The following is a 23779-nucleotide window of genomic DNA, read 5'->3' as shown; positions in this document are numbered from 1 at the left end:
ACCCCCCCGACCCCCCCCCCCCACCCCCACCCCTTGTGTACAATACCCCCAAACCCCCCCCCCTGGCGCGCACACACCCACCCCACCCCCCCCCCCCACCGGTGTATCCGCTTGAGTTCTCCCGCGGCGGGTCACCGGACCTACGGCGACCGCCAGGAACGGGAGAACGGGGGTGCCACTCGTGCGGATCGGACTGCTCACCGGAGGTGGTTATCCGTATGCGGCCGGAGAGGCGGGGCTGTGGTGCGACCGGCTCGTGCGCGGACTCCCGCAGCACGAGTTCGAGCTCTACGCGCTGGGCCGCAGCGCCGAACAGGAGGAGCGCGGCCTGGTCCCGCTCCCGCAGCACGTCACCCGGGTGCGCACCGCCCCGCTGTGGGCCCCCGCGGACGACGGCCGGACCCACTCCCGGCGCGAGCGGCGGCGCTTCGCCGCCTGCTTCGGGGAGCTGGTGCGCGGCATCTGCGGCGGGAGCGCGCCCGAGGCCTTCGCGGCGGGGCTGTACGGGCTGGCCGAACTGGCCTGGGAGCAGGGCGGGATGTACGCGGCCCTGCGCTCCGAGACCGCGGTCCGGGTCCTGGAGGCCGGCTGCCGGGCCCCGGGCGCGAGCCGCGTCGTACGGGCGTCGCGGGTCTCCGACCTGCTGGAGTTCGCCGACGAGCTGGAGCGGCTGCTGCGGCCGCTGTCCCTCGACTGGTACGGGGAGCAGGGACTCGGCGCCGTCGACGTCTGCCACGCCGCGGCCGGCGGGGTGGCGGCCGTCCCCGGACTGCTGGCCAAACGCTTCTGCGGGGTCCCGCTGCTGGTCACCGAGTACGGGGTCCAGCTGCGCGCCCACTACCTGGACCAGGGCTCCGACGCCCCTGGCGGGGGTGGCGCCCGGCCCGCCGTGCGCGCCCTCCTCGCGGCCTTCCACGTCCGGCTGGCCGGGGAGATCTACGCCCGCGCCGACCTGCTGACCCCCGGCAACGCGCACGCCCGGCGCTGGCAGGAGCGGTGCGGGGCGCCCCGGGAGCGGGTGCGGACCGTGTACCCGGGGATGGAGGCGGACCGATTCGCCGCCGTCGGGGAGGACCCGGGCTGCGGGGACCCCGACACCCTGGTGTGGGTCGGGCGGGTGGAGCCGGCCAAGGACCTGATCGGCCTGCTGCACGCCTTCGCCGAGGTCCGGCGGGCCGCACCGCAGGCCCGGCTGCGGGTCTTCGCCACGGCCGCCGCGCCGGGGTACCTGGCCGACTGCCGGTCGCTGGCCGCGCAGCTCTTCCCCGACGAGGCCGCCGACGCGCGGACGGTCGGGGAGAACCCCGTCGCGTTCGAGGAGGTCGGCGGTCCCGAGGCGCCGTCGGCGGCCGACGCGTACGCCGCCGGGCGGATCGTGCTGCTGTCCTCGGTGATCGAGGGGTTCCCGATCAGCCTCGTCGAGGCGATGCTGTGCGGCCGGGCGACGGTGTCCACGGACGTGGGGGCCGTCTGCGAGGTCATCGGCGGCACCGGGCTCGTGGTGCCGCCGCGCAATCCGCGCGCCCTCGCCGACGCGTGCCTGGCGCTGCTCGGCGAACCGGAACGGGCCCAGCGGCTGGGGGCGGCGGCGCGGGCGCGGGCGCTGGAGCTGTTCACGGTCGAGCAGAACGTGTCGGCCTTCCGGGAGAGCTACCTGTGGCTGCTGGCCAGGGGTTCCGCCCGGGGGGAGGGCGGGGTCCCGTTCGCCCGGCCGGCCGAGGCCGTGGTGCCGGGGCACTGGACCGAGCCGGCCTGGGCCGTCGGGGCCGAGTCGGCCGGGGCCGAGGAGGCGGCGGTATGACGACGTCGGACATCGCGGGTGCGGCGCCGTTGCCGGGGGCTCTGCCCCCGGGCCTCCCCGCATCAAAGGCCGTCGGTTATGGCCGGCGGGGCGGGGATCCGGTCAAGGTGTTGTTGCACCGGCACCGGGAGCTCTGTGAGCGGGCCGTCGACGCGCTCGAGGTGGCCGCCGGGCTGGAGGCGTGCGGGATCACCGACCGGACCGCCGCGCGGTTCCGGCACCGGGACGTGTTCTCCCTCGCCGAGGAGCTGTACGCGCGGACCCCGCGCGCGGAGGAGCCCGTGGCGGCCCCCGACCCCGTGCCGGCCGGGGGCCGGACCGTGGCGCGGCGGTTCGGGGGCGCCCTGCTGCCCGGGGCCGTCGGGTGCGCGGCGGCCGCCGCCGGGGTGCCGGGGGCGGGGTTGCTCGCGGGGCTGCTCGCCGTCGCCGCGCTGGTGTGGCCCGGGCGGCCCGCGGGCGGGCGGTTCGCCTGGACGGCGCACCTGCTCGCGGCCGCCGCCACCGCCTGGGCCGTCCACCGGCACGGGCCCGCCCTCGGGACGGCCCTCGCCCTGGCCGTGGCCCCCGGCTACCTCACCGCCGCCCGCTACGCGGCCCGGGCCCGGCGCCGGCTCGCCGGGAGCCGGGCCCTGGACGAGTTCGCCGCCGGGGCCAGGCCCCTGCTGGCCGGCGCGCTCCTGCTGTTCACCGCGGCCGCCACGGGGGCAGCCGCGCTCGCCGGAGCCGACCCGGCGACGGCCGTACCGCTCGCGGTGCTGCTGTTCCTGGTCCGGCTCCTCCTCGGCCACGGCGCCCGGCGCGCACCGGTGGCCGCGGCCCTGGCGCTCGCCCTGGTCCCCGTCCCGGCCGCCGTGTACGCGGCCGTCGCGGGACTCCTCGTACACGCCTTCCTCGCGCTGTCCCGTGCCTCCGCACACGCGCGTCCCTGAGCGCCGTACCCCTATACCGACCCCACCCACCCAAGGAGAAAAAGGATGACCGGCCAGCCAACCAACCGAGGGGCCGTGCGATGAGGGTGCTGCTGATCGGAGCCAACGGTTACCTCGGCCGCTACGTCGCGGACCGGCTGCTCGCCGACCCCGCCGTCCAGCTCACCGCGCTGGGCCGGGGCGACGACGCCGACGTCCGCTTCGACCTCGCCACCGGCAGTCCCGGCGCGCTCACCCGGTTCCTGGACGCCGTCCACCCCGGCGTCGTCATCAACTGCGCGGGCGCCACCCGCGGCGGAGCCCGGGAACTCACCCGGCACAACACCGTCGCCGTCGCCACCATCTGCGAGTCCCTGCGCCGCAGCGGCTGCGGGGCGCGCCTCGTCCAGCTCGGCTGCGCCGCCGAGTACGGGCCCAGCCAGCCCGGATCGTCCACGGCCGAGGACGCCGTCCCGAGACCCGGCGGACCGTACGGCGTCAGCAAGCTCGCCGCGACCGAGCTGGTGCTCGGCTCCGGGCTGGACGCCGTCGTGCTGCGGGTGTTCTCGCCCGTGGGCCCCGGGACCCCCGCCGGGTCCCCGCTCGGCCGGCTCGCCGAGGCCATGCGGCGCGCCATGCAGTCCGGGGACGGCGAGCTCAAGCTCAGCGGGCTCGGCGTGCAGCGCGACTTCGTGGACGTGCGGGACGTGGCCCGGGCCGTGCACGCCGCCTCCCTGTCCGCCGCCCAGGGCGTGGTGAACATCGGCACCGGCCGCGCGGTCCGGCTGCGCGACGCGGCTGCGGTCCTCGCCCGGGTCGCCGGCTACGGGGGCGCCCTCAACGAGCTCGACGTCCCGCACGGCGGACCGCACAACGACCCCCGGCACGGGCACGGCGGCCGCCCCCAGAGCCTGGCAGGCATCGGCTCGCCCCGCTCCGAGGCCACCGCCGAACAGCTCGCCACGGCGGCCCCGCAGCCGTACCCGTACCCCGACGGCTGCGGCGCCTGGCAGCAGGCCGACGTCCGCACCGCCCGGGACCGGCTCGGCTGGCGGCCCCGGATCAACCTGGAGGAATCCCTGGCGGACATCTGGATGGAGGCGGCGTGCCGTATCTGACCACCCCGCCCGGGGCCACGGCGGCCGCCGCGACCGAGTCCGGCCGGCTCGGCCTGGGCATCCCCGGCTACGCGCACCCGCTGCTCGCCCCGGTGGAGTGGGCCGAGCTGACCCGCCCCGGCACCCCGCTGCACTGGGCCGTGCTCAACGTGGCCGACGGCCCCGGCGGCCGCCCGGACCCGCACTGCGCCGAGGCGGCGGCCCGGCTGCGCGCCGCGGGCGGGACGGTCCTGGGCCACCTCGCCCTGCGGGGCGGCACCCGCCCCTTCGGGGAGCTGGTCTCCGACGCCCACCGCTTCCGCGACTGGTACGGCGTCGGCGGCTTCTACCTGGCCGACGCCCCGGCGGACCGGGCCGACCTCGCCGGGGTCCGCCGGCTCACCGACGCCCTGCGCGGGCTCGGCCACGAGCTGCGGATCGTGCTCGGACACGGGACGCACCCCTGCGAGGGCTACCTGGAGGCGGCCGACCAGCTGGTCACCTTCTCCGGGGCCTGGACCGACTACCGCTGGTCGCAGGTGGCGGAGTGGACGGCGGACCACCCGCCGGAGCGGTTCTGCCACCTCGTCCACGGGGTGCCCCGCACCCACCTGGAGGAGGCCGTCCGCATCGCCCGCTGGCAGGGGGCCGGAACCATCTGGTTCACCGACCGGCGGGCGACCCCCGACCGGGACCCGTGGGAATCGATGCCCGCGTACTGGGACGAATTCGTCTCACGGATCGGACCGGGTGTCTCGGAATGAAGAAGGGCGTGGCAGTGTTACGGGGAGAACCACCGTTCAGACTTACCCATCTACGGAGTCCCCGTGTCGCTGCCACCCCTGGTCGAGCCAGCTGCTGAGCTCACCGTTGACGAGGTCCGTCGGTACTCCCGCCACCTGATCATCCCGGATGTCGGGATGGACGGCCAGAAGCGCCTGAAGAACGCCAAGGTGCTGGCCGTGGGCGCGGGCGGCCTCGGCTCGCCCGCCCTCATGTACCTGGCCGCGGCCGGCGTCGGCACGCTGGGCATCGTGGAGTTCGACGAGGTCGACGAGTCGAACCTGCAGCGCCAGATCATCCACAGCCAGGCGGACATCGGCCGCTCCAAGGCCGAGTCCGCCCGCGACAGCGTGCTGGGCATCAACCCGTACGTCAACGTGGTCCTTCACGAAGAGCGGCTCGAGGCCGAGAACGTGATGGAGATCTTCAGCCAGTACGACCTCATCGTCGACGGCACGGACAACTTCGCCACGCGCTACCTGGTCAACGACGCCTGCGTGCTGCTGAACAAGCCGTACGTCTGGGGTTCGATCTACCGCTTCGACGGCCAGGCCTCCGTCTTCTGGTCCGAGCACGGCCCCTGCTACCGCTGCCTCTACCCGGAGCCCCCGCCGCCGGGCATGGTCCCGAGCTGCGCCGAGGGCGGCGTGCTGGGCGTGCTCTGCGCGTCCATCGGCTCCATCCAGGTCACCGAGGCCATCAAGGTCCTCACCGGGGTCGGCGAGCCGCTCGTCGGCCGCCTGATGATCTACGACGCCCTGGAGATGCAGTACCGCCAGGTCAAGGTCCGCAAGGACCCCGACTGCGCGGTCTGCGGTCCGAACGCGACCGTCACCGAGCTCATCGACTACGAGGCCTTCTGCGGCGTCGTCTCGGAGGAGGCCCAGGAGGCCGCCGCCGGCTCTACGATCACTCCCAAGCAGCTCAAGGAGTGGATCGACGACGGCGAGAACATCGAGATCATCGACGTCCGCGAGGAGAACGAGTACGAGATCGTCTCGATCCCCGGCGCGAAGCTGATCCCCAAGGGCGAGTTCCTGATGGGCACCGCCCTCCAGGACCTCCCGCAGGACAAGCGGATCGTCTTGCACTGCAAGACGGGTGTCCGCAGTGCGGAAGTCCTCGCGGTCCTGAAGAACGCGGGCTTCGCGGACGCCGTCCACGTCGGCGGCGGCGTGATCGGCTGGGTCCACCAGATCGAGCCCGAGAAGCCGGTCTACTAGGCCCGTCAGACCTGACCGGGAGGGGTCGTGCCGTTCTGTGACGGTACGGCCCCTTCGTCGTTCGCCGTCCCGGGGGTGCACACGGCGTTCGCGCCCGGCACCTTCCCGTCCAGCAGGTAGGCGTTCACCGCCCGCTGCACGCACGGGTCGCCGCTGTTGTAGGCGCCGTGCCCCTGACCCTTGTACGTGAGCTCCACGCCCACGCCCTTGCCCAGCCGGTTCACCATGTTCCGCGCCCCCTCGTACGGGGTCGCCGGGTCACCGGTGTTGCCGACCACCAGGATCGGGGCCGAGCCGGGGGCGGAGACGTCCGGGGTCTGCCAGGAGCCGGCCACCGGCCAGCCCGTGCAGCTCATCAGCGCCCAGCCCAGGAAGTCCCCGAAGACCGGGGAGGCCTTGCGGAACTCCGGCAGCTTCGCCTTGGTCTGCTCCAGGCTGTAGCGGTCCTTGGAGTCCGCGCAGCTGATGGCCGTGTTGGCGGCGCCGATGTTGCTGTAACGGCCCTGCTGGTCGCGGCCGTTGAGGGCGTCCGACAGGGCCATCAGCAGCTGCCCCTGGCCGCCCTCGGCCTCGTCCAGGCCCTGCTCCAGCAGCGGCCACAGCTCCTTCGAGTACAGGGCCTGCGCGATGCCGTTGGTGGCCATCGTCTCGGTGAGCTTCCGGTCGCCGATCCCGGGGATGGGCTTGGCCGCCAGCTGCTTCTGCAGCTTGACGATGTTGTCCTCGACCTCCTTGGCGGTGGTGCCCTGGAGCCGGCACTGCTCGCCCCGGTCCACGCAGTCCTGCGCCCAGTTGCCGAGGGCCAGCTGGAAGCCCTTCGCCTGGCCGAGCGCGCCCTGCTCGGAGTCCTTGGTCGGGTCGACGACCGCGTCGAAGACGGCCCGGCCGACGTTCTTCGGGAAGAGGTGGGCGTAGACCCCGCCCAGCTCGGTGCCGTAGGAGATGCCGAAGTAGTTCAGCTTCGGGTCGCCGAGGGCCTGGCGGATCCGGTCGAGGTCGCGGGCGGCGTTCTCGGTGCCGACGTACGGGAGCACCTTGCCCGAGTTGGTCTGGCAGGCCTTCTGGTACGTGCGCAGGCCGTCGGTGAAGGCCTTCTCCTGCTCAGGGGTGGAGGGGGAGGAGTCCTGGGCGTAGTACGCGTCCAGCTGCTTGTCGTTCTCGCAGAGCACCGGGGCGCTGCGGCCGACCCCGCGCGGGTCGAAGCTGACCAGGTCGTAGCGGGCGCGCAGGGCCGCGTAGTCCTTGGCGGCGCCGGGCAGGGTGGTGATGCCGGAGCCGCCGGGGCCGCCGAAGTTGAAGACGAGGGAGCCGAGCCGCTGCTTCGGGTTCCTGGCCTTCGCCCGGATCAGGGCGATGGGGATGGTCTCGCCCTCGGGCTTGGCGTAGTCGAGCGGGACGTCGAGGGTGGCGCACTGCCAGTCCGCGGGGGGCGCCTGGCCACCGCCTTCGGCGGCGTCGGGGGCCTCGCACTCCCCCCACGTGAGGGGCTTGGTGTCCGCGGCCGCCCCGGCCGGGGCCTTCTTCGTGCCGCCGCTGCCGGCGGAACAGGCGCTGGTGGTGAGCAGCGCGGCGGCGAGGGCGGCGGCGGTGGCGGTCCGCAGGACGATCGTCGGCATGCCTCCATCGTGTGCGCCGCCGCCGCCCTCCGCCCGCTGACGGTCCACCCGGGTGACCCGCCCCCTCCGGCTGCACCGAGGCGGGGAGACCGCCCCTGGTGCCACCGCCTCCCCCGGCCACACCTCTGCGACCACCCGAACCCCGTGCCGCCCAGCCCGTCCTCGGCCTGTCGCCCGGCACTGCCCGTCGTCCGGCACTGCACCGTCGCCCGGCCTCGGGCCGTTGCTCCCCCGTTCCCAGGGGCTCCGCCCCTGCCCCCGATACCGTGCGCTCCGCGCCCGGTGCGCTCAAGCGCCGCGCGGGCGTTGCCCGCAGGCGACGGACCAGGCGCGCCGAAGGAGCGGGGGCCGCGGCGGGGAGCGGGCTCCGCGCGGCGGCGATTCGGTGCCCCGCGGAGCTAGATGGCTTCCTTGCGGGTCAGGAAGTTGAACGACACCCACCCCGGCAGCACCGGCAGCCAGAACGTCATCAACCGGAACAGCAGCACCGCGGAGATCGCCACCTCCTTCTCCAGCCCCGCCGCGATCAGCCCCAGCGTCAGCGTCGTCTCCACCGCACCGATGCCGCCAGGCGTAGGCGCCGCCGAGCCCAGCGCGTTGCCCGCGAGGAAGACCACCGCGATGCTCGCGTAGCTCAGCGCCTCCCCGCCCCCGAAGGCACGGATAGACGCGTCCAGGCACATCACGAAGCAGCCGGTCAGCAGCAGCATCCCGCCGATGCCCGTCATCAGCTTCTGCGGCCGCTGGAGCACGTCCAGCATGCGCGGCACCACCCCCGCGAACAGCGCCCGCACCCGCGTCACCACGAACTTCCGCAGGAACGGCACCGCCGTGACGACCAGCACCAGCACGGCCACCGTCAGCAGACCCGCGATGACCGTCCTCGACGGGGTCATCTCCGGGGTCTTCTCGGTCCCCGTCAGGTAACCGAACGACAGCAGCAGCAGAACATGGCTGGCGAGCCCGAACAGCTGCGAGGCACCGACGCTCGCCACCGCCAGCCCCGGCCGCACCCCCGCCCGCTGCAGGAACCGCGTGTTCAGCGCGACACCGCCGACCGCCGCCGGGGCGACCAGCTTCACGAAGGACCCCGCCACCTGCGCGATCACCGTCCGCAGGAAGGAGACCCGCTCGGGCACGAAGCCCAGCAGGCTCATCGCCGCCGCCACGTACGTGAGCGCCGAGAAGGCCAGCGCGGCACCCACCCAGCCCCACTGCGCCTCGCCGACGATCGTCGCGAAGTCCACGTGCGCCAGCTGCGTGAGCAGGAAGTACGCACCGAAGGCGCCCGCGATGAACGACACCAGCGTCCGCGGCCGGATCCGCTCCAGCCGGGCCGGCTCCACCGGGGCCTGCGGGCGGATCAGCAGCACCTGCTTGCGGATCAGGCTCAGCAGGTCCTCCTCCCGGGCCCCTTCCAGCGCGTCGTCCAGCGCCCTCTTCTCCGCCTTGCGGTCCGCCGCCGCCGAGGCGCCGGACGTCCCCGACGCCTCCTCGCGGGCCGCCTTCGCCGCCCGCGAGGACTCCAGCACGGCCTCCCGCTGCCGGTCCGCCCGCTCCCGGGCCTGCCGGCGCAGCGTCGCCCGGGTGGAGCGGCTCAGCGCGATCGGCTGGAGCAGCGGCAGGCAGTCCGCGACCGTGTCCGGACCGAGCACCGACACCGCCGACGCCACCGACCGCTCCGGGCCGACCCGCAGGCCGAGCGTGGTCAGCAGCTGTGCGACGTCCATCCGCAGCACCAGGTCACCGGCCGCGATCTCACCGCCCCGCAGGTCGGTCAGGACGACCTTGCCGGAACGATCCACCACCAGCGCGTCCCCCGTGAGACGGCGGTGCGCGATCCGGCGCGACTGCAGGGCCCGCACCTGCTCCCAGGCGTTGCGGATCAGCTCGTCGGTGATCTCCTCGTCGGGGAGGGCGTCGAGGGTGCGCCCGCCCAGGTGCTCGTAGACGAGCATCACGGCGTCCGGGCCCAGCTCGGAGGTGGCGATCAGCTTCGGAGCGTTCGCCCCCGCCGCGATCGCCGCGTACGCGAGGAGGGCCTCCTGCTCCAGGGCCTGGCGCAGCGACTGGATGCTGCGCCGGGTGGTGATCCCGCGCAGGGTCAGCCGCCGCCAGACCCGGTAGAAGAACCCCTGCGCCTGCTGTTCGCGGTCCACGACGGTGACGTCCAGCGGGGGACCGTCCTCCAGCGTGACGTGGTAGCGCCGGCCCCGGTCGCCGGTCTCGGCGGTGTCCCCCTCGGGCGCCTCCGCGCGCATCGCGCTGACCGGCTGGAAGCCGACCCGGCGCAGCCCGGCGAGGAGGTGCTGGCCGGTGGGGCGGACGTTCGGCGAGCCGACGGCGTACAGGGTCCCGTACGCCACGCTCCAGCCGATCAGCACGGTCAGGATGATCGAGAAGGGTGTGGTGTACCCGCCGACCAGCATCGCGAAGGCGTCCAGCAGCAGCACCACCCACAGCGCCACCCGCCAGCGCGGCCGCCGCGTCATCCCGACGGCCGTCATGTACGCGATCACCGGCGCGAGGTAGCCGTGCACCGGGTCGGTGAGGGCGCCGCCCCCGGCGGAGCGGGTCAGGGCGTCCTGGATGGTCTCCGGGGCGCCCTGGGACACCCACAGGTCGGTGGCGAGGGTGACCCCGTGCGCCAGGACGGCGGCGAGGACGCCGTCGGCGATGCGCAGCCCGTCGCGTTTGATCAGCCGTTCGATGGCGAAGGCGACGGGGACGAGGAGCACCGCGATGCTCGACACCAACCCCGCGACCTTGATCAGCACGTCGGGCGCCTGGCCGGTGCCCTTGCTGATGTCGGCTTCCAGGCCGACCGTCGTGCCGTGCGCGAAGGCGGCGATGCCGAGGACGACGGCGATGCCGAGGAGCCCGACGAGGAGGCGTACGAGGTCGGAGGGGCGGTGCACGCGGGCGGCGAGCAGCGGCTCGTCCACCTCGACGGTGTCGGCCGCCGTCGGGGTGTGGCCGGGCGGGTCGTCGGGGTGCGGGTCGTGCGGGCGCGGCCGCGCCTGGGCATCGCCCTCGGGGGCCGCCGGCGCGGTGCCGGAGGCGGCCGCACCGTGGTCCGGTGCGGGCTCCGCGGGGCGTGCGGCATCCCCGTCCGGCGCGTCCTTCTCCGGGCGGGCGTCCCCGCCCGTTCCCGCACCGTTCGGAGGGCTCACACCCCGCTCCTTCGCCGTCACTTCCGTCTCTTCTTGATCACGTATCACCAGTCACCGCCCGGAAGATGGTGGCACGGACCGGCGCCCCAGCGGGGCATCAGGGTGCGCGCCGGTATGGAACCGAAGCTTCCGCCGAGCCGTCCGCGGCATCCGGCACCATGGGCGGAATGAGCGGAGAGCTGCCCGCGTACGCGGAGCGGGTACTGGAGGCGGCCGAGCGGATTCCGCCCGGCCGGGTGATGACGTACGGGGACGTCGCCGAGTGGCTCGGCGAGGGCGGACCCCGCCAAGTCGGGCGCGTCATGGCCCTGTACGGGGGAGCCGTGCCCTGGTGGCGGGTGGTGCGCGCCGACGGCGTACCCCTGCCCGGGCACGAACGCCGCGCCCTGGAGCACTACCGGACCGAGGGCACACCGCTGCGCGAGACCCCTTCCGGCGAGCCCCGGCTGGCGATGCGGCGGGCACGCTGGGACGGGGCCGGGGAAGACGCCGGAGGCGACGAGGCTCACATCTGACAGCTTCGGCCATCCGGAGTCCGTACGGGCACCCGAAGGCCCGTACGGGGGACGGCCCGCGGGGCCCCCGGGTCGACGTCCGGCCCCACCGGGACGGACTGCGGCGGCCCGGCCGGTTGCCGTAGCGTTGCCTCTTCGGCTCCGGCGCCCGCGCCGTCCGCCCCGCTGACAGCACCCGCAGACCCACCAGGACCGGCACCCCACGTGATCACCTCTCCTCCCGGCCGCTCGGAGCGGCGTACGCGTACGCCCGACGCGTACCGCCTGGTGCGCACCGGCCCGCGGCAGGTGGCCCCCCCTGTTCTGGACGCGGCCCAGCGGGCGGTGGTTGATCACACCGGCGGACCGCTCCTCGTCCTGGCCGGCCCGGGCACCGGCAAGACCACCACCCTGGTCGAGGCGGCCGCCGCCCGCGTCGAGGCCGGGACCGACCCGGCCCGCATCCTGATCCTCACCTTCAGCCGCAAGGCCGCCGTCGAACTGCGCGACCGGGCCGCCCTGCGGCTCGGCGGCGCCCGCGCCCCGCAGGCCACCACCTTCCACTCCTTCTGCTACGGGCTGGTCCGCGCCCACCAGGACCACGAACTCTTCGCGGACCCGCTGCGGCTGCTGTCCGGACCGGAGCAGGACGTGATGGTCCGCACCCTGCTGGAGGGCCAGCGCCGGCTCCGCTCCATCCGCTGGCCGGAGGACCTGCGGGCCGCGCTCACCACGCGCGGCTTCGCCGACGAGGTCCGCGCCGTCCTGGCCCGCGCCCGCGAGCTGGGCCTGGGCCCGACCGCCCTCGCCTCCTTCGCCGACCGCATCGGACGGCCCGACTGGAAGGCGGCGGCGGCCTTCCTCTCCGAGTACCTCGACGTCCTGGACCTCCAGGGCTCCCTGGACTACGCCGAGCTCGTCCACCGCGCCGTCCTCCTCGCCGAGGAGACCCCGTCCCTCTCCTCCTCGTACGACGTGATCTACGTGGACGAGTACCAGGACACGGACGCCTCCCAGCTGCGGCTGCTGCGCGCGCTGAACGGCCCGGCGGGCACCCTGGTCGCCTTCGGCGACCCCGACCAGTCGATCTACGCCTTCCGGGGCGCCGACATCAACAACACCCTCGACTTCGAGGCGTCCTTCCCCGGCGCCGGGGTCCGCGCGCTCACCGTCGGCCGCCGCTCGGGCGTGAACCTGCTGGCCGCCACCCGCCTCCTGACCACCCGCATGCCGGTCCCGCGCCTGCCCGCCGCCGCCGTCCGGGCCCACCGCGCCCTGACACCCGTCCGCGAGGGCGGCAGCGTGGAGGTGTACACGTACCCGACCGCCGGGGCCGAACTGGACAACATCGCCGACATCCTGCGCCGCGCCCACCTGGAGGACGGCGTCCCCTGGCAGGACATGGCCGTCCTGGTCCGCTCGGGCGGCCGCACCCTCCCGGCGATGCGCCGCGCCCTGATCGCGGCGGGCGTCCCGGCGGAAACGGACACCACGACCACCCCCCTCCGCCACGAACCGGCCCTCTCCCCCCTCCTGACGGCCCTCCGCCTCACCGCCACAGCCGCCGCCACCCTCCCGCCCGCCGCCCCGCCGCCGGAGGCGCCGACCGCCGACCTGCCGAACGCCGCGGGCGCATCCCTGCCGGCCCCGGCCGGGTCCGGCGCCGCAGGCGCCGAGGCGCGCGAGGGGGACGAGCCCGCGCCCGGCGAAGCCGCGGCCGCCCCCGCCCCCGCCGGAGGCGAAGGGTGGGTCGGGGTCGAGGACGCCGTCGAGTTGCTCACCTCGCCGCTCGGCGGCATGGACGCCGCCGACCTGCGCCGCCTCGGGCGGGCTCTGCGGGACGAGGAGCGGGCCGCCGGGACCGCCGTCCCCGCGCCCTCCGACGTGCTGCTCGCCCGCGCCCTCGCCGAGCCCGAACGCCTCACCGCGCACGACCCCGCCTACGCCCGCGGCGCGCAGCGCCTCGGCCTGCTCCTGCGCAAGGCCCGCGAGCTCCTCCAGGGCGGCGGCACCGCCGAGGAGGCCCTCTGGGCCCTCTGGGACGGCACCCCCTGGCCGCAGCGCCTCGAACGCCAGGCCCGCCGCGGCGGCCCGGCCGGCCGCAACGCCGACCGGGACCTCGACGCCGTGTGCGCCCTCTTCGACAACGCCGCCCGCGCCGAGGAACGCACCGGCGGCCGCGGCGCGCTCAACTTCCTCGAACAGCTCGACGCCGAGGACATCGCCGCCGACACCCTCACCGGCCGGACCGTCCGCTCCGACTCCGTACGCCTCATGACCGCCCACCGCTCCAAGGGCCTGGAATGGGGCCTCGTCGTCGTCGCCGGGGTCCAGGAAGGCCTCTGGCCCGACCTGCGCCGCCGCGGCTCCCTCCTCGAAGCCGACCGCATCGGCCGCGACGGCCTCGCCGAACCCCTCACCCCCGGCGCCCTCCTCGCCGAGGAACGCCGGCTGTTCTACGTGGCCGCCACCCGCGCCCGCCACCGCCTCGTCGTCACCGCCGTCAAGGCCCCCGCCGAAGACGGCGACCAGCCCTCCCGCTTCCTCACCGAACTCGGCGTCACCCCCAAGGACGTCACCGGCCGCCCCCGCCGCCCCCTCGCCGTCCCGGCGCTCGTCGCCGAGCTCCGCGCCACCACCGTCGACCCCGACGCCTCGCCCGCCCTGCGCGACGCCGCCGCCCGGCGCCTGGCCCGGCTCGCCGCGCTCACCGACGACGAGGACCGCCCCCTGGTCCCCGCCGCGCACCCGCAGCGCTGGTGGGGCCTGTACGAGCCCACCGCCTCCGCCGCCCCCCTCCGCGACCGCGACCGCGCCCTGAACCTCTCGCCCAGCGCCCTGGAACAGCTCGCCAACACCTGCTCCCTCCAGTGGTTCCTCGGCCGCGAGGTCAAGGCCGACGCCCCCTCCACCGCCGCCCAGGGCTTCGGCAACGTCGTCCACGTCCTCGCCGACGAGGTCGCCTCCGGCCGCACCCCCGCCGACCTGGCCGTGCTCATGGAACGCCTGGACTCCGTCTGGGACGCCCTCGCCTTCGACGCCCCCTGGAAGTCCCGCCAGGAGAAGGACAACGCCCGCGCCGCCCTGGAACGCTTCCTGCGCTGGCACACCACCGACCGCGGCGGCCGCACCGCCGTCGCCACCGAGCACGACTTCGACGTCACCCTCGACGCGGGGGAGTACGCCGTCCGCATCCGCGGCTCCATGGACCGCGTCGAGGCCGACCCGCAGGGCCGCGCGTACGTCGTCGACTTCAAGACCGGCAAGGGCGCCCCCACCCGCGACGAGGTCGCCCGCCACCCCCAGCTCGCCGTCTACCAGCTCGCCGTCCGCGAGGGCGCCGTCGACGAGGTCTTCGACGGCCGCCGCCCCGAACCCGGCGGCGCGGAACTCGTCCAGCTGCGGCAGGGCGCCGCCAAGCGCGACGGCGGCGACGAGGTCCCCAAGGTCCAGGCCCAGGAGGCCCTGTCCCCCGGCAGCTCCGGCGAGTGGGTCGGCGACCTGCTGGCCACCGCCGCGGGCCGGGTCCTGGACGAACGCTTCGCACCCGCCACCGGTGAACACTGCAAGCACTGCTCCTTCCGCAGCTCCTGCAGCGCCCTCCCCGAGGGCCGCCAGACCGTGGAATGAGACGGCGGCCGGGAGTGTCGGCGCGGGCGGCTAGCCTTCTGAGGTGACCGCGTACGTGTCCGGGCGCGCCCCCGTCCTCGACGATCCCGAGCAGCTCAAGGAGCTCCTCGGGATCCCCTTCACGCCCGAGCAGCTGGCCTGCGTCACCGCCCCGCCCGCCCCCCAGGTCATCGTCGCGGGCGCCGGCTCCGGCAAGACGACGGTCATGGCCGCCCGGGTCGTCTGGCTCGTCGGCACCGGCGCCGTCGCCCCCGAACAGGTCCTCGGCCTCACCTTCACCAACAAGGCCGCCGGCGAGCTCGCCGAACGCGTACGCAAAGCCCTCGCGCGGGCCGGCGTCACCGACCCCGACCCTTCCCCGGCCGACCCCGGCGCGGCGGGCGGCGAGCCCCGCATCTCCACGTACCACGCCTTCGCCGGCCAGCTCCTCAAGGACCACGGCCTGCGCATCGGCCTGGAGCCCAGCGCCCGCCTCCTCGCCGACGCCACCCGCTTCCAGCTCGCCGCGAAGGTCATCCGCGAGGCCCCCGGCCCCTACCCGGCCCTCACCAAGTCCGTCCCCGACCTGGTCAGCGACCTCCTCGCGCTCGACGGGGAGCTCTCCGAGCACCTGGTCGAACCGGCGGAGCTGCGCGCGTACGACACCGAGCTCCTCGGCGCCCTCGCCGACACCAAGCTCACCAACGACGACCTGCGCAAGGTCCCCGAGGCCGCCCGCGGCCGCCTGGAGCTGCTGGAGCTCGTCACCCGCTACCGCGAGGCCAAGCGCTCCCGCGACCTGTTCGACTTCGGCGACCAGATAGCCCTCTCCGCGCGGCTCGCCACCACCCGCCCGGAAGTCGGCGCCCTGCTGCGCGAGGAGTTCCGCGTGGTCCTCCTCGACGAGTACCAGGACACCTCCGTCGCCCAGCGGCTGCTGCTGTCCGGCCTCTTCGGAGGGGGCACCGGGCACGCCGTGACCGCCGTCGGCGACCCCTGCCAGGCCATCTACGGCTGGCGCGGGGCCTCCGTCGCCAACCTGGACGACTTCCCCGAGCACTTCCCGCACGCCGACGGCACGCCCGCGACCCGTCTCTCCCTCAGCGAGAACCGGCGCAGCGGCGGCCGCCTGCTGGACCTCGCCAACGGCCTCGCCGCCCCGCTGCGCGCCCTGCACGAGGGCGTCGAGGCGCTGCGCCCGGCCCCGGGCGCCGAGCGCGACGGCCTGGTCCGCTGCGCGCTGCTGCCCACCCACGCCGAGGAGCTGGAGTGGCTCGGCGACTCCGTGGCCCACCTGGTGCGAACGGGCCGGGAGCCCGGCGAGATCGCGGTCCTGTGCCGCTCGGCGGCCGACTTCGCGAGCATCCAGGCGGTCCTGGTCGCCCGGGACGTCCCCGTCGAGGTCGTGGGCCTGTCCGGCCTCCTGCACCTCCCCGAGGTCGCCGACCTGGTCTCCGTCTGCGAGGTGCTCCAGGACCCCGGCGCCAACGCCGCCCTGGTCCGCCTCCTCATCGGCCCGCGCTGGCGCATCGGCGCCCGCGACCTGGCCCTGCTCGGGCGCCTGGCCCGGCAGCTCGTCGCCCGCCCCGGGGCCCTGGACGGCCCCGACGGGCGCCTCGCCGCCGCGGTCGAGGGCGTCGACCCGGCCGAGGTCGTCTCCCTGGCCGACGCCCTGGAGACCTTCCTGGACGGCTCCGCCACCGAGGACCTCCCGTTCTCCCCGGCCGCCCGGGTCCGCTTCGCCCACCTCGCCCAGGAGCTCCGCGACCTGCGCCGCTCCCTGTCCGACCCGCTGATGGACGTCCTGCACCGGGTCCTGGGCACCACGGGCCTGGACGTGGAACTCGCGGCCTCCCCGCACGCCCTGGCGGCCCGCCGCCGCGAGACCCTGTCCAACTTCCTGGACGTCGCGGCCGGCTTCGCCGCGCTGGACGGCGACGCCACCCTGCTGGCCTTCCTGGGCTTCCTGCGCACGGCCGCCCAGTACGAGAAGGGCCTGGACCACGCCCTGCCCGGCGGGGAGAACACGGTCAAGGTCCTCACCGCCCACAAGTCCAAGGGCCTGGAGTGGGACGTGGTCGTGGTCCCCGACCTGTGCGCGGGCTCCTTCCCGAAGGAGAAGGCCCCGGAGGCCTGGACCGCGTACCCGAAGGTGCTCCCGTACGCCCTGCGCGGCGACTGCGAGACCCTGCCGGCCGACCCGGTGTGGACCTCGGCGGGCCTGAAGTCCTTCAAGGCGGCCCTGAAGTCCCACAAGGAGACGGAGGAGCTCCGCCTGGGCTACGTCACCTTCACCCGCCCCCGCTCCCTCCTCCTCGCCTCGGGCCACTGGTGGGGCCCCACCCAGAAGCGCCGCCGCGGCCCCTCCGCCTTCCTCCAGGCCCTCCACGACCACTGCGCGCGCGGCTACGGCGACATCGAAACCTGGGCGGCCCCCCCGCCCCCCGAAGCCGAGAACCCGTCCCTCGCCTCCGACGCCACCCCGGACCACTCCTGGCCCCTGCCCCTGGACCCGCACTCCCTCGCCCTCCGCCGCGAGGCGGCGGCCCTGGTGGAGGCCCACCTGGCGACCCGGCCCGCCCCGGCCCCGGCCCCGTCCGACGACCCCTACCTCTGGCCCCCCGACTGCGAGGACCCGTCCTACGAGGACGAACCCACCCCCTGGCCCGCCGAAGCCCCCGCCCCCCAGGACGACGCATGGCCCGCCGAAGCCGTGCCCGCGCCCCGGGCAGCCGACACCCCGTGGGCCGGCGAAGCCGTGCCCGGCACTGACGTGCCGGGCGGACCGGACGACCTCTGGGCGGGCGAGGCCGTGCCCGCCGCCGCGCAGGCGTCGGCGGGGCCGGACACCGCCTCCCCCGAGGCGCCCGACGCCCTGTGGGCCGGCGAAGCCGTGCCCGTGGACCCGTGGGGCGAAGCCCCCATGGGCGGCCCCGGCGCAACCGGGCCGGGCCCGGACGGGGTCCGGGGCGCAGCCCCGGTTTCGGGAAGGGCCGGGGTGGGGGAATCCGGCCTTCGGCCCGACCCCGCCGACGGTGACGACCTCTGGGCCGGGGAGGCCGTGCTGCCCTCCGCCGGGCCGGGGCCCGAGACCGCCGCCCCCCAGCCCGCCGCAGGCGACCGGCTCACGCCCGAAGAGGCCCGCACCATCGCCTCCTGGGACCGTGACCTCGACGCCCTGGAGGGCGAGCTGCTCCGCGCCCGCGCCGCCGTGCGCGACGTGGAGCTGCCCGGCGCGCTCTCCGCGAGCCAGCTCCTGCGGCTCGCCGCCGACGAGCAGGCCTTCGTGCGCGACCTCGCCCGCCCCATGCCCAAGCCCCCGCAGCCCGCCGCCCGCCAGGGCACCCGCTTCCACGCCTGGGTCGAGTCCCGCTTCGACGCCCTCCCCCTGCCCCACCTCGACGTCCTCGACCCCGCCGCCGACCTCCCCGGTACCGACCAGGAGATCGCCGACGCCGCCGACCTCGAGTCCCTCAAGGCCGCCTTCGAGCGCAGCGAGTACGCCGAGCGCACCCCGTACCGGATGGAGGCGCCCGTCCAGCTCACCCTCGCCGGCCGCGTCATCCGCGGCCGGATCGACGCCGTGTACCGCAACCCCGACGGCTCCTACGAGGTCGTCGACTGGAAGACCGGCCGCACCACCCAGGCCGACCCCCTCCAGCTCGCCGTCTACCGCCTCGCCTGGGCGGAAGCCACCGGCACCCCCCTCGACCGGGTCGCCGCCGCCTTCCTCCACGTCCGCAGCGGCCGTGTCATCCGCCCCCGTGACCTGCCCGGACGCGAGCGTCTTGAGCGGATCCTCCAAGGCAAAACGGGCACGGACGGCACGCCCCGGGCGGACGGCTAGGCTCGTGACCATGAGCGAAACCCCGGACAACGTCGTCCGCACGTACATCGGCACCCACCGCACGGCCTTCCTCGACGACCTCGCCGAGTGGCTGCGCATCCCGTCCGTCTCGGCCCAGCCCGAGCACGCGGGCGACGTACGCCGCAGCGCCGAATGGCTCGCGGCCAAGCTCAAGGAGACCGGCTTCCCGGTCACCGAGATCTGGGAGACCGCCGCGGGCGCCGGCGCCCCCGCCGTCTTCGCCCACTGGCCCGCCGCCGACCCGGCCGCCCCCACCGTCCTCGTCTACGGCCACCACGACGTCCAGCCCGCGGCCCTCGCCGACGGCTGGCACACCGAGCCCTTCGAGCCCGTCGTCAAGGACGGCCGGATGTACGGGCGCGGCGCGGCCGACGACAAGGGCCAGGTCTTCTTCCACACCCTCGGCGTGCGCGCCCACCTCGCCGCCACCGGCGCCGAGGCCCCCGCCGTGCACCTCAAGCTCCTCGTCGAGGGCGAGGAGGAGTCCGGCTCCCCGAACTTCCGCGCGCTCGTCGAGGCCCGCGCCGCCGAGCTCGCCGCCGACGTCGTGATCGTCTCCGACACCGGCATGTGGTCCGAGACCACCCCCACCGTCTGCACCGGCATGCGCGGCGTCGCCGACTGCGAGATCGACTTCCACGGCCCCGACCAGGACATCCACTCGGGTGCCTTCGGCGGAGCCGTGCCCAACCCGGCCACCGTCGCCGCCCGCCTCGTCGCGGCCCTGCACGACGAGGACGAACGGGTCACCATCCCCGGCTTCTACGAAGGCATCACCGAGCTCACCGACGCCGAGCGCCGGCTGATCTCCGAGCTGCCCTTCGACGAGGCCGAGTGGCTGCGCACGGCCAAGTCCCACGCCGCCTCCGGCGAGGCCGGCTACTCCACCCTGGAGCGCGTCTGGGCCCGCCCGACCGCCGAGGTCAACGGCATCGGCGGCGGCTACCAGGGCCCCGGCGGCAAGACCATCGTGCCCGCCTCCGCCCACCTGAAGCTGTCGTTCCGGCTGGTCTCGGGGCAGGACCCGTACGAGGTCGAGGCCGCCGTCCGCGACTGGGTCGCGGCCCGGGTCCCGGCCGGCATCCGGCACTCCATCACCTTCGGCGCGCCCACCCGCCCCTGCCTGACCCCGCTGGACCACCCCGCCCTCCAGTCCGTCGTCCGCGCCATGGGCCGGGCCTTCGGGCAGCAGGTCCGCTTCACCCGCGAGGGCGGCTCGGGCCCGGCGGCCGACCTCCAGGACGTCCTGGACGCGCCGGTCCTGTTCCTCGGCATCTCCGTCCCGTCCGACGGCTGGCACTCCCCGAACGAGAAGGTCGAGCTGGACCTGCTCCTCAAGGGCGTCGAGACCGCCGCCCACCTGTGGGGCGACCTCGCCGAGAACTGGGCCCCGCCCGCGCCCGTCGCGGCCGCCGCCACCGCCTGACCGCACGCACCCACGTCCGTACGCCTGCCTTGTCCCATACACCGGGGGAGTTGGAAGTACCTGTGAGCACGCACACCGAGCGCCCACTGTCGCTCACCGCGCCCAGCGACATAGACCGCGCCGCGCACCACCGCCTCGACGAGGCCTGGCTCGCCGCCGCCTGGAGCCACCCGACGACCCGCGTCTTCGTCGTCTCCGGCGGTCAGGTGCTGATCGACGACACCCCCGACGGCGGCACGGCCATCGTGATGACCCCGGCCTTCGAGGCCCCGGTCACCGAGACCCACCGCTACTTCCTGGGCACCGACGAGGACGGCGTACGGTACTTCGCGCTGCAGAAGGACTCGCTGCCCGGCCGGATGGACCAGTCGGCCCGCCCCGCCGGGCTCCGGGAGGCCGGGCTGCTGCTCTCCCCGCGCGACGCCGGGCTGATGGTGCACGCGGTGGCGCTGGAGAACTGGCAGCGCATGCACCGCTTCTGCTCCCGCTGCGGCGAGCGCACCGTGGTCGCGGCCGCCGGGCACATCCGCCGCTGCCCGGGCTGCGGCGCCGAGCACTACCCGCGCACCGACCCGGCCGTGATCATGCTGGTCACCGACGAGCAGGACCGCGCGCTCCTGGGCCGCCAGGTGCACTGGCCGGAGGGCCGCTTCTCCACGCTGGCCGGGTTCGTGGAGCCGGGCGAGTCGATCGAGGCGGCCGTGGTCCGCGAGGTGTGGGAGGAGGCGGGCGTGCGGATCGGCGAGGTCGAGTACGTCGCCAGCCAGCCCTGGCCCTTCCCGTACAGCCTGATGCTGGGCTTCAACGCGCGGGCCGTCAGCTCCGAGATCACCGTCGACGGCGAGGAGATCCAGGAGGCCCGCTGGTTCTCCCGGGAGGAACTGGCCGAGGCGTTCGAGTCCGGCGCGGTCGTCCCGCCGTCGGGGATCTCCATCGCGGCCCGGCTCGTCGAGCTCTGGTACGGCCGGCCGCTGCCGAAGCCGGCGCCGGCGGCATAACTTTCGTCACACGGTCCCACGGTCATACGCGGAAGGCCCCCGCCTCGGCGGGGGCCTTCCGCGTTCCGCACGTGCTCCGCACCCGGCGGAATCAGACGGCGAGGGCCTGCTTGACCTGCGCGAGGCTCGGGTTCGTCATCACGGACTCGTTGCCGGCGGAGGACTTCACGAGCACGGTCGGGACGGTCTGGTTGCCGCCGTTGGCCTGCTCCACGAACTTGGCGGACTCGGGGTCGAGCTCGATGTTGATCTCGTTGTACGCGATGCCCTCCCGGTCCAGCTGCGTCTTCAGCCGGCGGCAGTAGCCGCACCAGGTGGTGCTGTACATCGTGACCGTGCCCGTGTCCTGCATGCTCGCTCCTCTGTGAGGTCTGGGGGACCGGAGTCCCGCCCGGTCCGAGTACTCGAACGCACGCCGTCCCCCGGCCATTCCCGGCCCCCGCCCGGTATGACCCATCCGACAACCTGCCCGGGCCTGTGGACGGATTTCCCGCCCGCCCCAGCCGACCTGGCAGCATGTTGGGGTGACAGCAGCAACGCACTCCCCCTCCTTCCCGGCCGGCCCGGCTACCGGCGCGGCCGACGCCGACGCGGTGCTCCTGGGCCTCGACCCGGAGCAGCGCGAGGTCGCCACGACCCTGCGCGGCCCGGTGTGCGTGCTGGCCGGAGCCGGCACCGGCAAGACCCGGGCGATCACGCACCGGATCGCCTACGGGGTCCGGTCCGGGCAGCTCATGCCCGCCAGCGTGCTCGCCGTCACGTTCACCAACCGGGCCGCCGGCGAGATGCGCGGCCGGCTGCGCGCGCTGGGCGCCGGCGGGGTCCAGGCCCGTACCTTCCACTCCGCCGCCCTGCGCCAGCTCCAGTACTTCTGGCCCCGGGCCGTCGGCGGCGACCTCCCCCGCCTCCTCGAGCGCAAGGTCCAGTTCGTGGCCGAGGCCGGGGCGCGCAGCCGCGTCCGCCTCGACCGGAACGAGCTGCGCGACGTCACCGGCGAGATCGAGTGGGCCAAGGTCACCCAGACCGTCCCCGCCGACTACCCGGCGGCCGCCCTCAAGGCGGGCCGCGAGGTCCCCCGGGACGCGGCCGAGATCGCCCAGATCTACGGCACGTACGAGCAGCTCAAGCGCGACCGCGGGATGATCGACTTCGAGGACGTGTTGCTCCTCACCGTCGGCATCCTCCAGGACCGGCACGACATCGCCGAGCAGATCCGCGCCCAGTACCAGCACTTCGTGGTGGACGAGTACCAGGACGTCAGCCCCCTCCAGCAGCGGCTGCTGGAGCTGTGGCTGGGCGAGCGCGACAGCCTCTGCGTGGTCGGCGACGCCAGCCAGACCATCTACTCCTTCACCGGCGCCACCCCCGACCACCTGCTGGACTTCCGCGGCCGCTACCCCCACGCCACCGTGGTCAAGCTGGTCCGCGACTACCGCTCCACCCCCCAGGTGGTCCACCTCGCCAACGGCCTGCTCGCGCAGGCCAGGGGCCGGGCCGCCGAACACCGGCTGGAGCTGCTCTCCCAGCGCGAGCCCGGACCCGACCCGGTCTACGCCGAGTACCCGGACGAGCCCGCCGAGGCCGAGGGCGTCGCCCGCCGGGTCCGCGACCTGATCGCCGCCGGGGTCCCGGCCGGGGAGATCGCCGTGCTCTACCGGATCAACGCCCAGTCCGAGGTCTACGAGCAGGCCCTCGCCGACGCCGGGGTCCCCTACCAGCTGCGCGGCGCCGAGCGCTTCTTCGAGCGGGCCGAGGTCCAGAAGGCGGTCCTCGCCCTGCGCGGAGCCGCCCGCTCCGCCGGCAACGACCCCCTCCTCGACGACGTCGTGGAGCTGGGCTCCCAGGTCCGGGCCGTGCTCAGCTCCACCGGCTGGACCGCCGAGCCGCCGGCCGGCTCGGGCGCCGTGCGCGACCAGTGGGAGTCGCTGGCCGCGCTGGTCCGCCTCGCCGAGGACTTCGCCCGCGCCCGGCCCGGCGCCGGCCTGGCCGAGCTCACCGTCGAGCTGGAGGAGCGCAAGGCCGCACAGCACGCGCCGACCGTCCAGGGCGTGACCCTGGCCTCGCTGCATGCCGCGAAGGGCCTGGAGTGGGACGCCGTGTTCCTCGTGGGCCTCACCGACGGCATGGTGCCGATCACCTACGCCAAGACCGACGAGCAGGTCGAGGAGGAGCGCCGGCTGCTCTACGTCGGGGTCACCCGGGCACGGCTGCACCTGACGCTCTCCTGGGCCCTCTCGCGGGCTCCGGGGGGCCGGGCCTCCCGACGCCCCAGCCGCTTCCTGAACGGCCTGCGGCCGGGCTCGACGGCCCCAGGGGCGCGGTCCGCAGCCCCGGCCGAGCGCGGGCCCCGCAGACGCGGCAGCCGCGGCCCGGTGCTGTGCCGGGTCTGCGGCCGGACCCTGACGGAGGCCGGGGACATCAAACTGATGCGCTGCGGGGACTGCCCCTCGGACATGGACGAGGGCCTCTACGAGCGGCTGCGCGAGTGGCGGGCCGGCCAGTCGAAGCTCCAGGGGCTGCCCGCCTACTGCGTCTTCACCGACAAGACGCTGATGGCCATCGCGGAGGCCGCGCCCTCCGAGCCGGGCGAGCTCTCGATGATCTCTGGAGTCGGCGGCCGCAAGCTCGACCGCTACGGGTCCGACGTGCTGGCCATCTGCGCAGGCCAGGAGCCTGCGGGCGAGGATTCTGACGACGCGTAGAAACTCGTCGGAAAAATAGTTTGCACATGCCCAGGCAATCCCCATAGGTTCTTAGCAACGGAAACGGTGGCTTCTCCGAAG

The 23779-nt window shown here is 75.0% G+C and carries 14 protein-coding genes; 11 read left to right on the top strand and 3 right to left on the bottom strand.

Features of this window, described 5'->3' with window-relative positions:
- Positions 1 to 181: 181 nt before the first annotated feature.
- From ACFY0O_RS28350 to moeZ, 5 genes are all read left to right on the top strand, one after another.
- Positions 182 to 1801, top strand: a complete 1620-nt coding sequence (locus ACFY0O_RS28350; protein WP_388951645.1) for a DUF3492 domain-containing protein — start codon at positions 182 to 184, stop codon at positions 1799 to 1801.
- A complete protein-coding gene (locus ACFY0O_RS28345; RefSeq protein WP_388951643.1) occupies positions 1798 to 2730 on the top strand; it encodes a hypothetical protein in 933 nt (310 codons plus the stop codon). The genes ACFY0O_RS28350 and ACFY0O_RS28345 overlap by 4 nt, the downstream gene beginning before the upstream one ends.
- An 80-nt stretch (positions 2731 to 2810) precedes the next feature.
- Positions 2811 to 3827, top strand: a complete 1017-nt coding sequence (locus ACFY0O_RS28340) for an NAD-dependent epimerase/dehydratase family protein (protein WP_358894315.1) — start codon at positions 2811 to 2813, stop codon at positions 3825 to 3827.
- On the top strand, positions 3815 to 4570 hold the full coding sequence (locus ACFY0O_RS28335; RefSeq protein ID WP_388951640.1) for a spherulation-specific family 4 protein: 756 nt from the start codon (positions 3815 to 3817) through the stop codon (positions 4568 to 4570). Before ACFY0O_RS28340 ends, ACFY0O_RS28335 begins: the two co-directional genes overlap by 13 nt.
- A 63-nt stretch (positions 4571 to 4633) precedes the next feature.
- The gene (gene moeZ, locus ACFY0O_RS28330) at positions 4634 to 5812 is read left to right on the top strand and encodes an adenylyltransferase/sulfurtransferase MoeZ (RefSeq protein ID WP_388951638.1); all 1179 of its coding nucleotides are present in this window, start codon (positions 4634 to 4636) and stop codon (positions 5810 to 5812) included.
- A gap of 5 nt (positions 5813 to 5817) precedes the next feature.
- Here moeZ and ACFY0O_RS28325 read toward each other — a convergent pair whose 3' ends face one another.
- Positions 5818 to 7428, bottom strand: coding sequence for an alpha/beta hydrolase (locus tag ACFY0O_RS28325; protein ID WP_388951636.1), 1611 nt, complete (start codon positions 7426 to 7428; stop codon positions 5818 to 5820).
- Between the two features lie 398 nt (positions 7429 to 7826).
- Positions 7827 to 10649, bottom strand: a complete 2823-nt coding sequence (locus tag ACFY0O_RS28320; RefSeq protein ID WP_388951633.1) for a YbhN family protein — start codon at positions 10647 to 10649, stop codon at positions 7827 to 7829.
- Between the two features lie 110 nt (positions 10650 to 10759).
- On the opposite strand from ACFY0O_RS28320, the gene ACFY0O_RS28315 reads away from it, so the two are divergent.
- The 5 genes from ACFY0O_RS28315 (at position 10760) to nudC (ending at position 20996) form a co-directional block, all read left to right on the top strand.
- On the top strand, positions 10760 to 11116 hold the full coding sequence (locus tag ACFY0O_RS28315; protein ID WP_358894320.1) for an MGMT family protein: 357 nt from the start codon (positions 10760 to 10762) through the stop codon (positions 11114 to 11116).
- 207 nt (positions 11117 to 11323) lie between these two features.
- Complete coding sequence (locus ACFY0O_RS28310; protein WP_388951678.1) at positions 11324 to 14725, top strand: ATP-dependent helicase; 3402 nt, start codon at positions 11324 to 11326, stop codon at positions 14723 to 14725.
- Between the two features lie 43 nt (positions 14726 to 14768).
- Positions 14769 to 18551, top strand: coding sequence for a UvrD-helicase domain-containing protein (locus ACFY0O_RS28305; RefSeq protein ID WP_388951630.1), 3783 nt, complete (start codon positions 14769 to 14771; stop codon positions 18549 to 18551).
- 10 nt (positions 18552 to 18561) lie between these two features.
- Positions 18562 to 19998 (top strand): dipeptidase, encoded by a 1437-nt coding sequence (locus tag ACFY0O_RS28300; RefSeq protein ID WP_388951627.1) that lies wholly within the window; start codon positions 18562 to 18564, stop codon positions 19996 to 19998.
- Positions 19999 to 20048: 50 nt separating this feature from the next.
- Positions 20049 to 20996 carry an NAD(+) diphosphatase gene (gene nudC / locus ACFY0O_RS28295; RefSeq protein WP_358894324.1) on the top strand — a complete coding sequence of 316 codons (948 nt, stop codon included), beginning with the start codon at positions 20049 to 20051 and terminating at the stop codon, positions 20994 to 20996.
- 91 nt (positions 20997 to 21087) lie between these two features.
- On the opposite strand, the gene ACFY0O_RS28290 is transcribed toward nudC, so the two are convergent.
- On the bottom strand, positions 21088 to 21348 hold the full coding sequence (locus ACFY0O_RS28290) for a mycoredoxin (protein WP_045949161.1): 261 nt from the start codon (positions 21346 to 21348) through the stop codon (positions 21088 to 21090).
- 172 nt (positions 21349 to 21520) lie between these two features.
- On the opposite strand from ACFY0O_RS28290, the gene ACFY0O_RS28285 reads away from it, so the two are divergent.
- On the top strand, positions 21521 to 23698 hold the full coding sequence (locus ACFY0O_RS28285) for an ATP-dependent DNA helicase UvrD2 (protein WP_388951624.1): 2178 nt from the start codon (positions 21521 to 21523) through the stop codon (positions 23696 to 23698).
- Positions 23699 to 23779: the final 81 nt, after the last annotated feature.

Origin of the sequence: Streptomyces sp. NPDC001594, assembly GCF_042893675.1 — a bacterium.
Lineage (GTDB): Bacteria > Actinomycetota > Actinomycetes > Streptomycetales > Streptomycetaceae > Streptomyces.
Note: the sequence above shows the minus strand (reverse complement) of the source record. Positions and strands in the feature narration are given on the sequence as shown.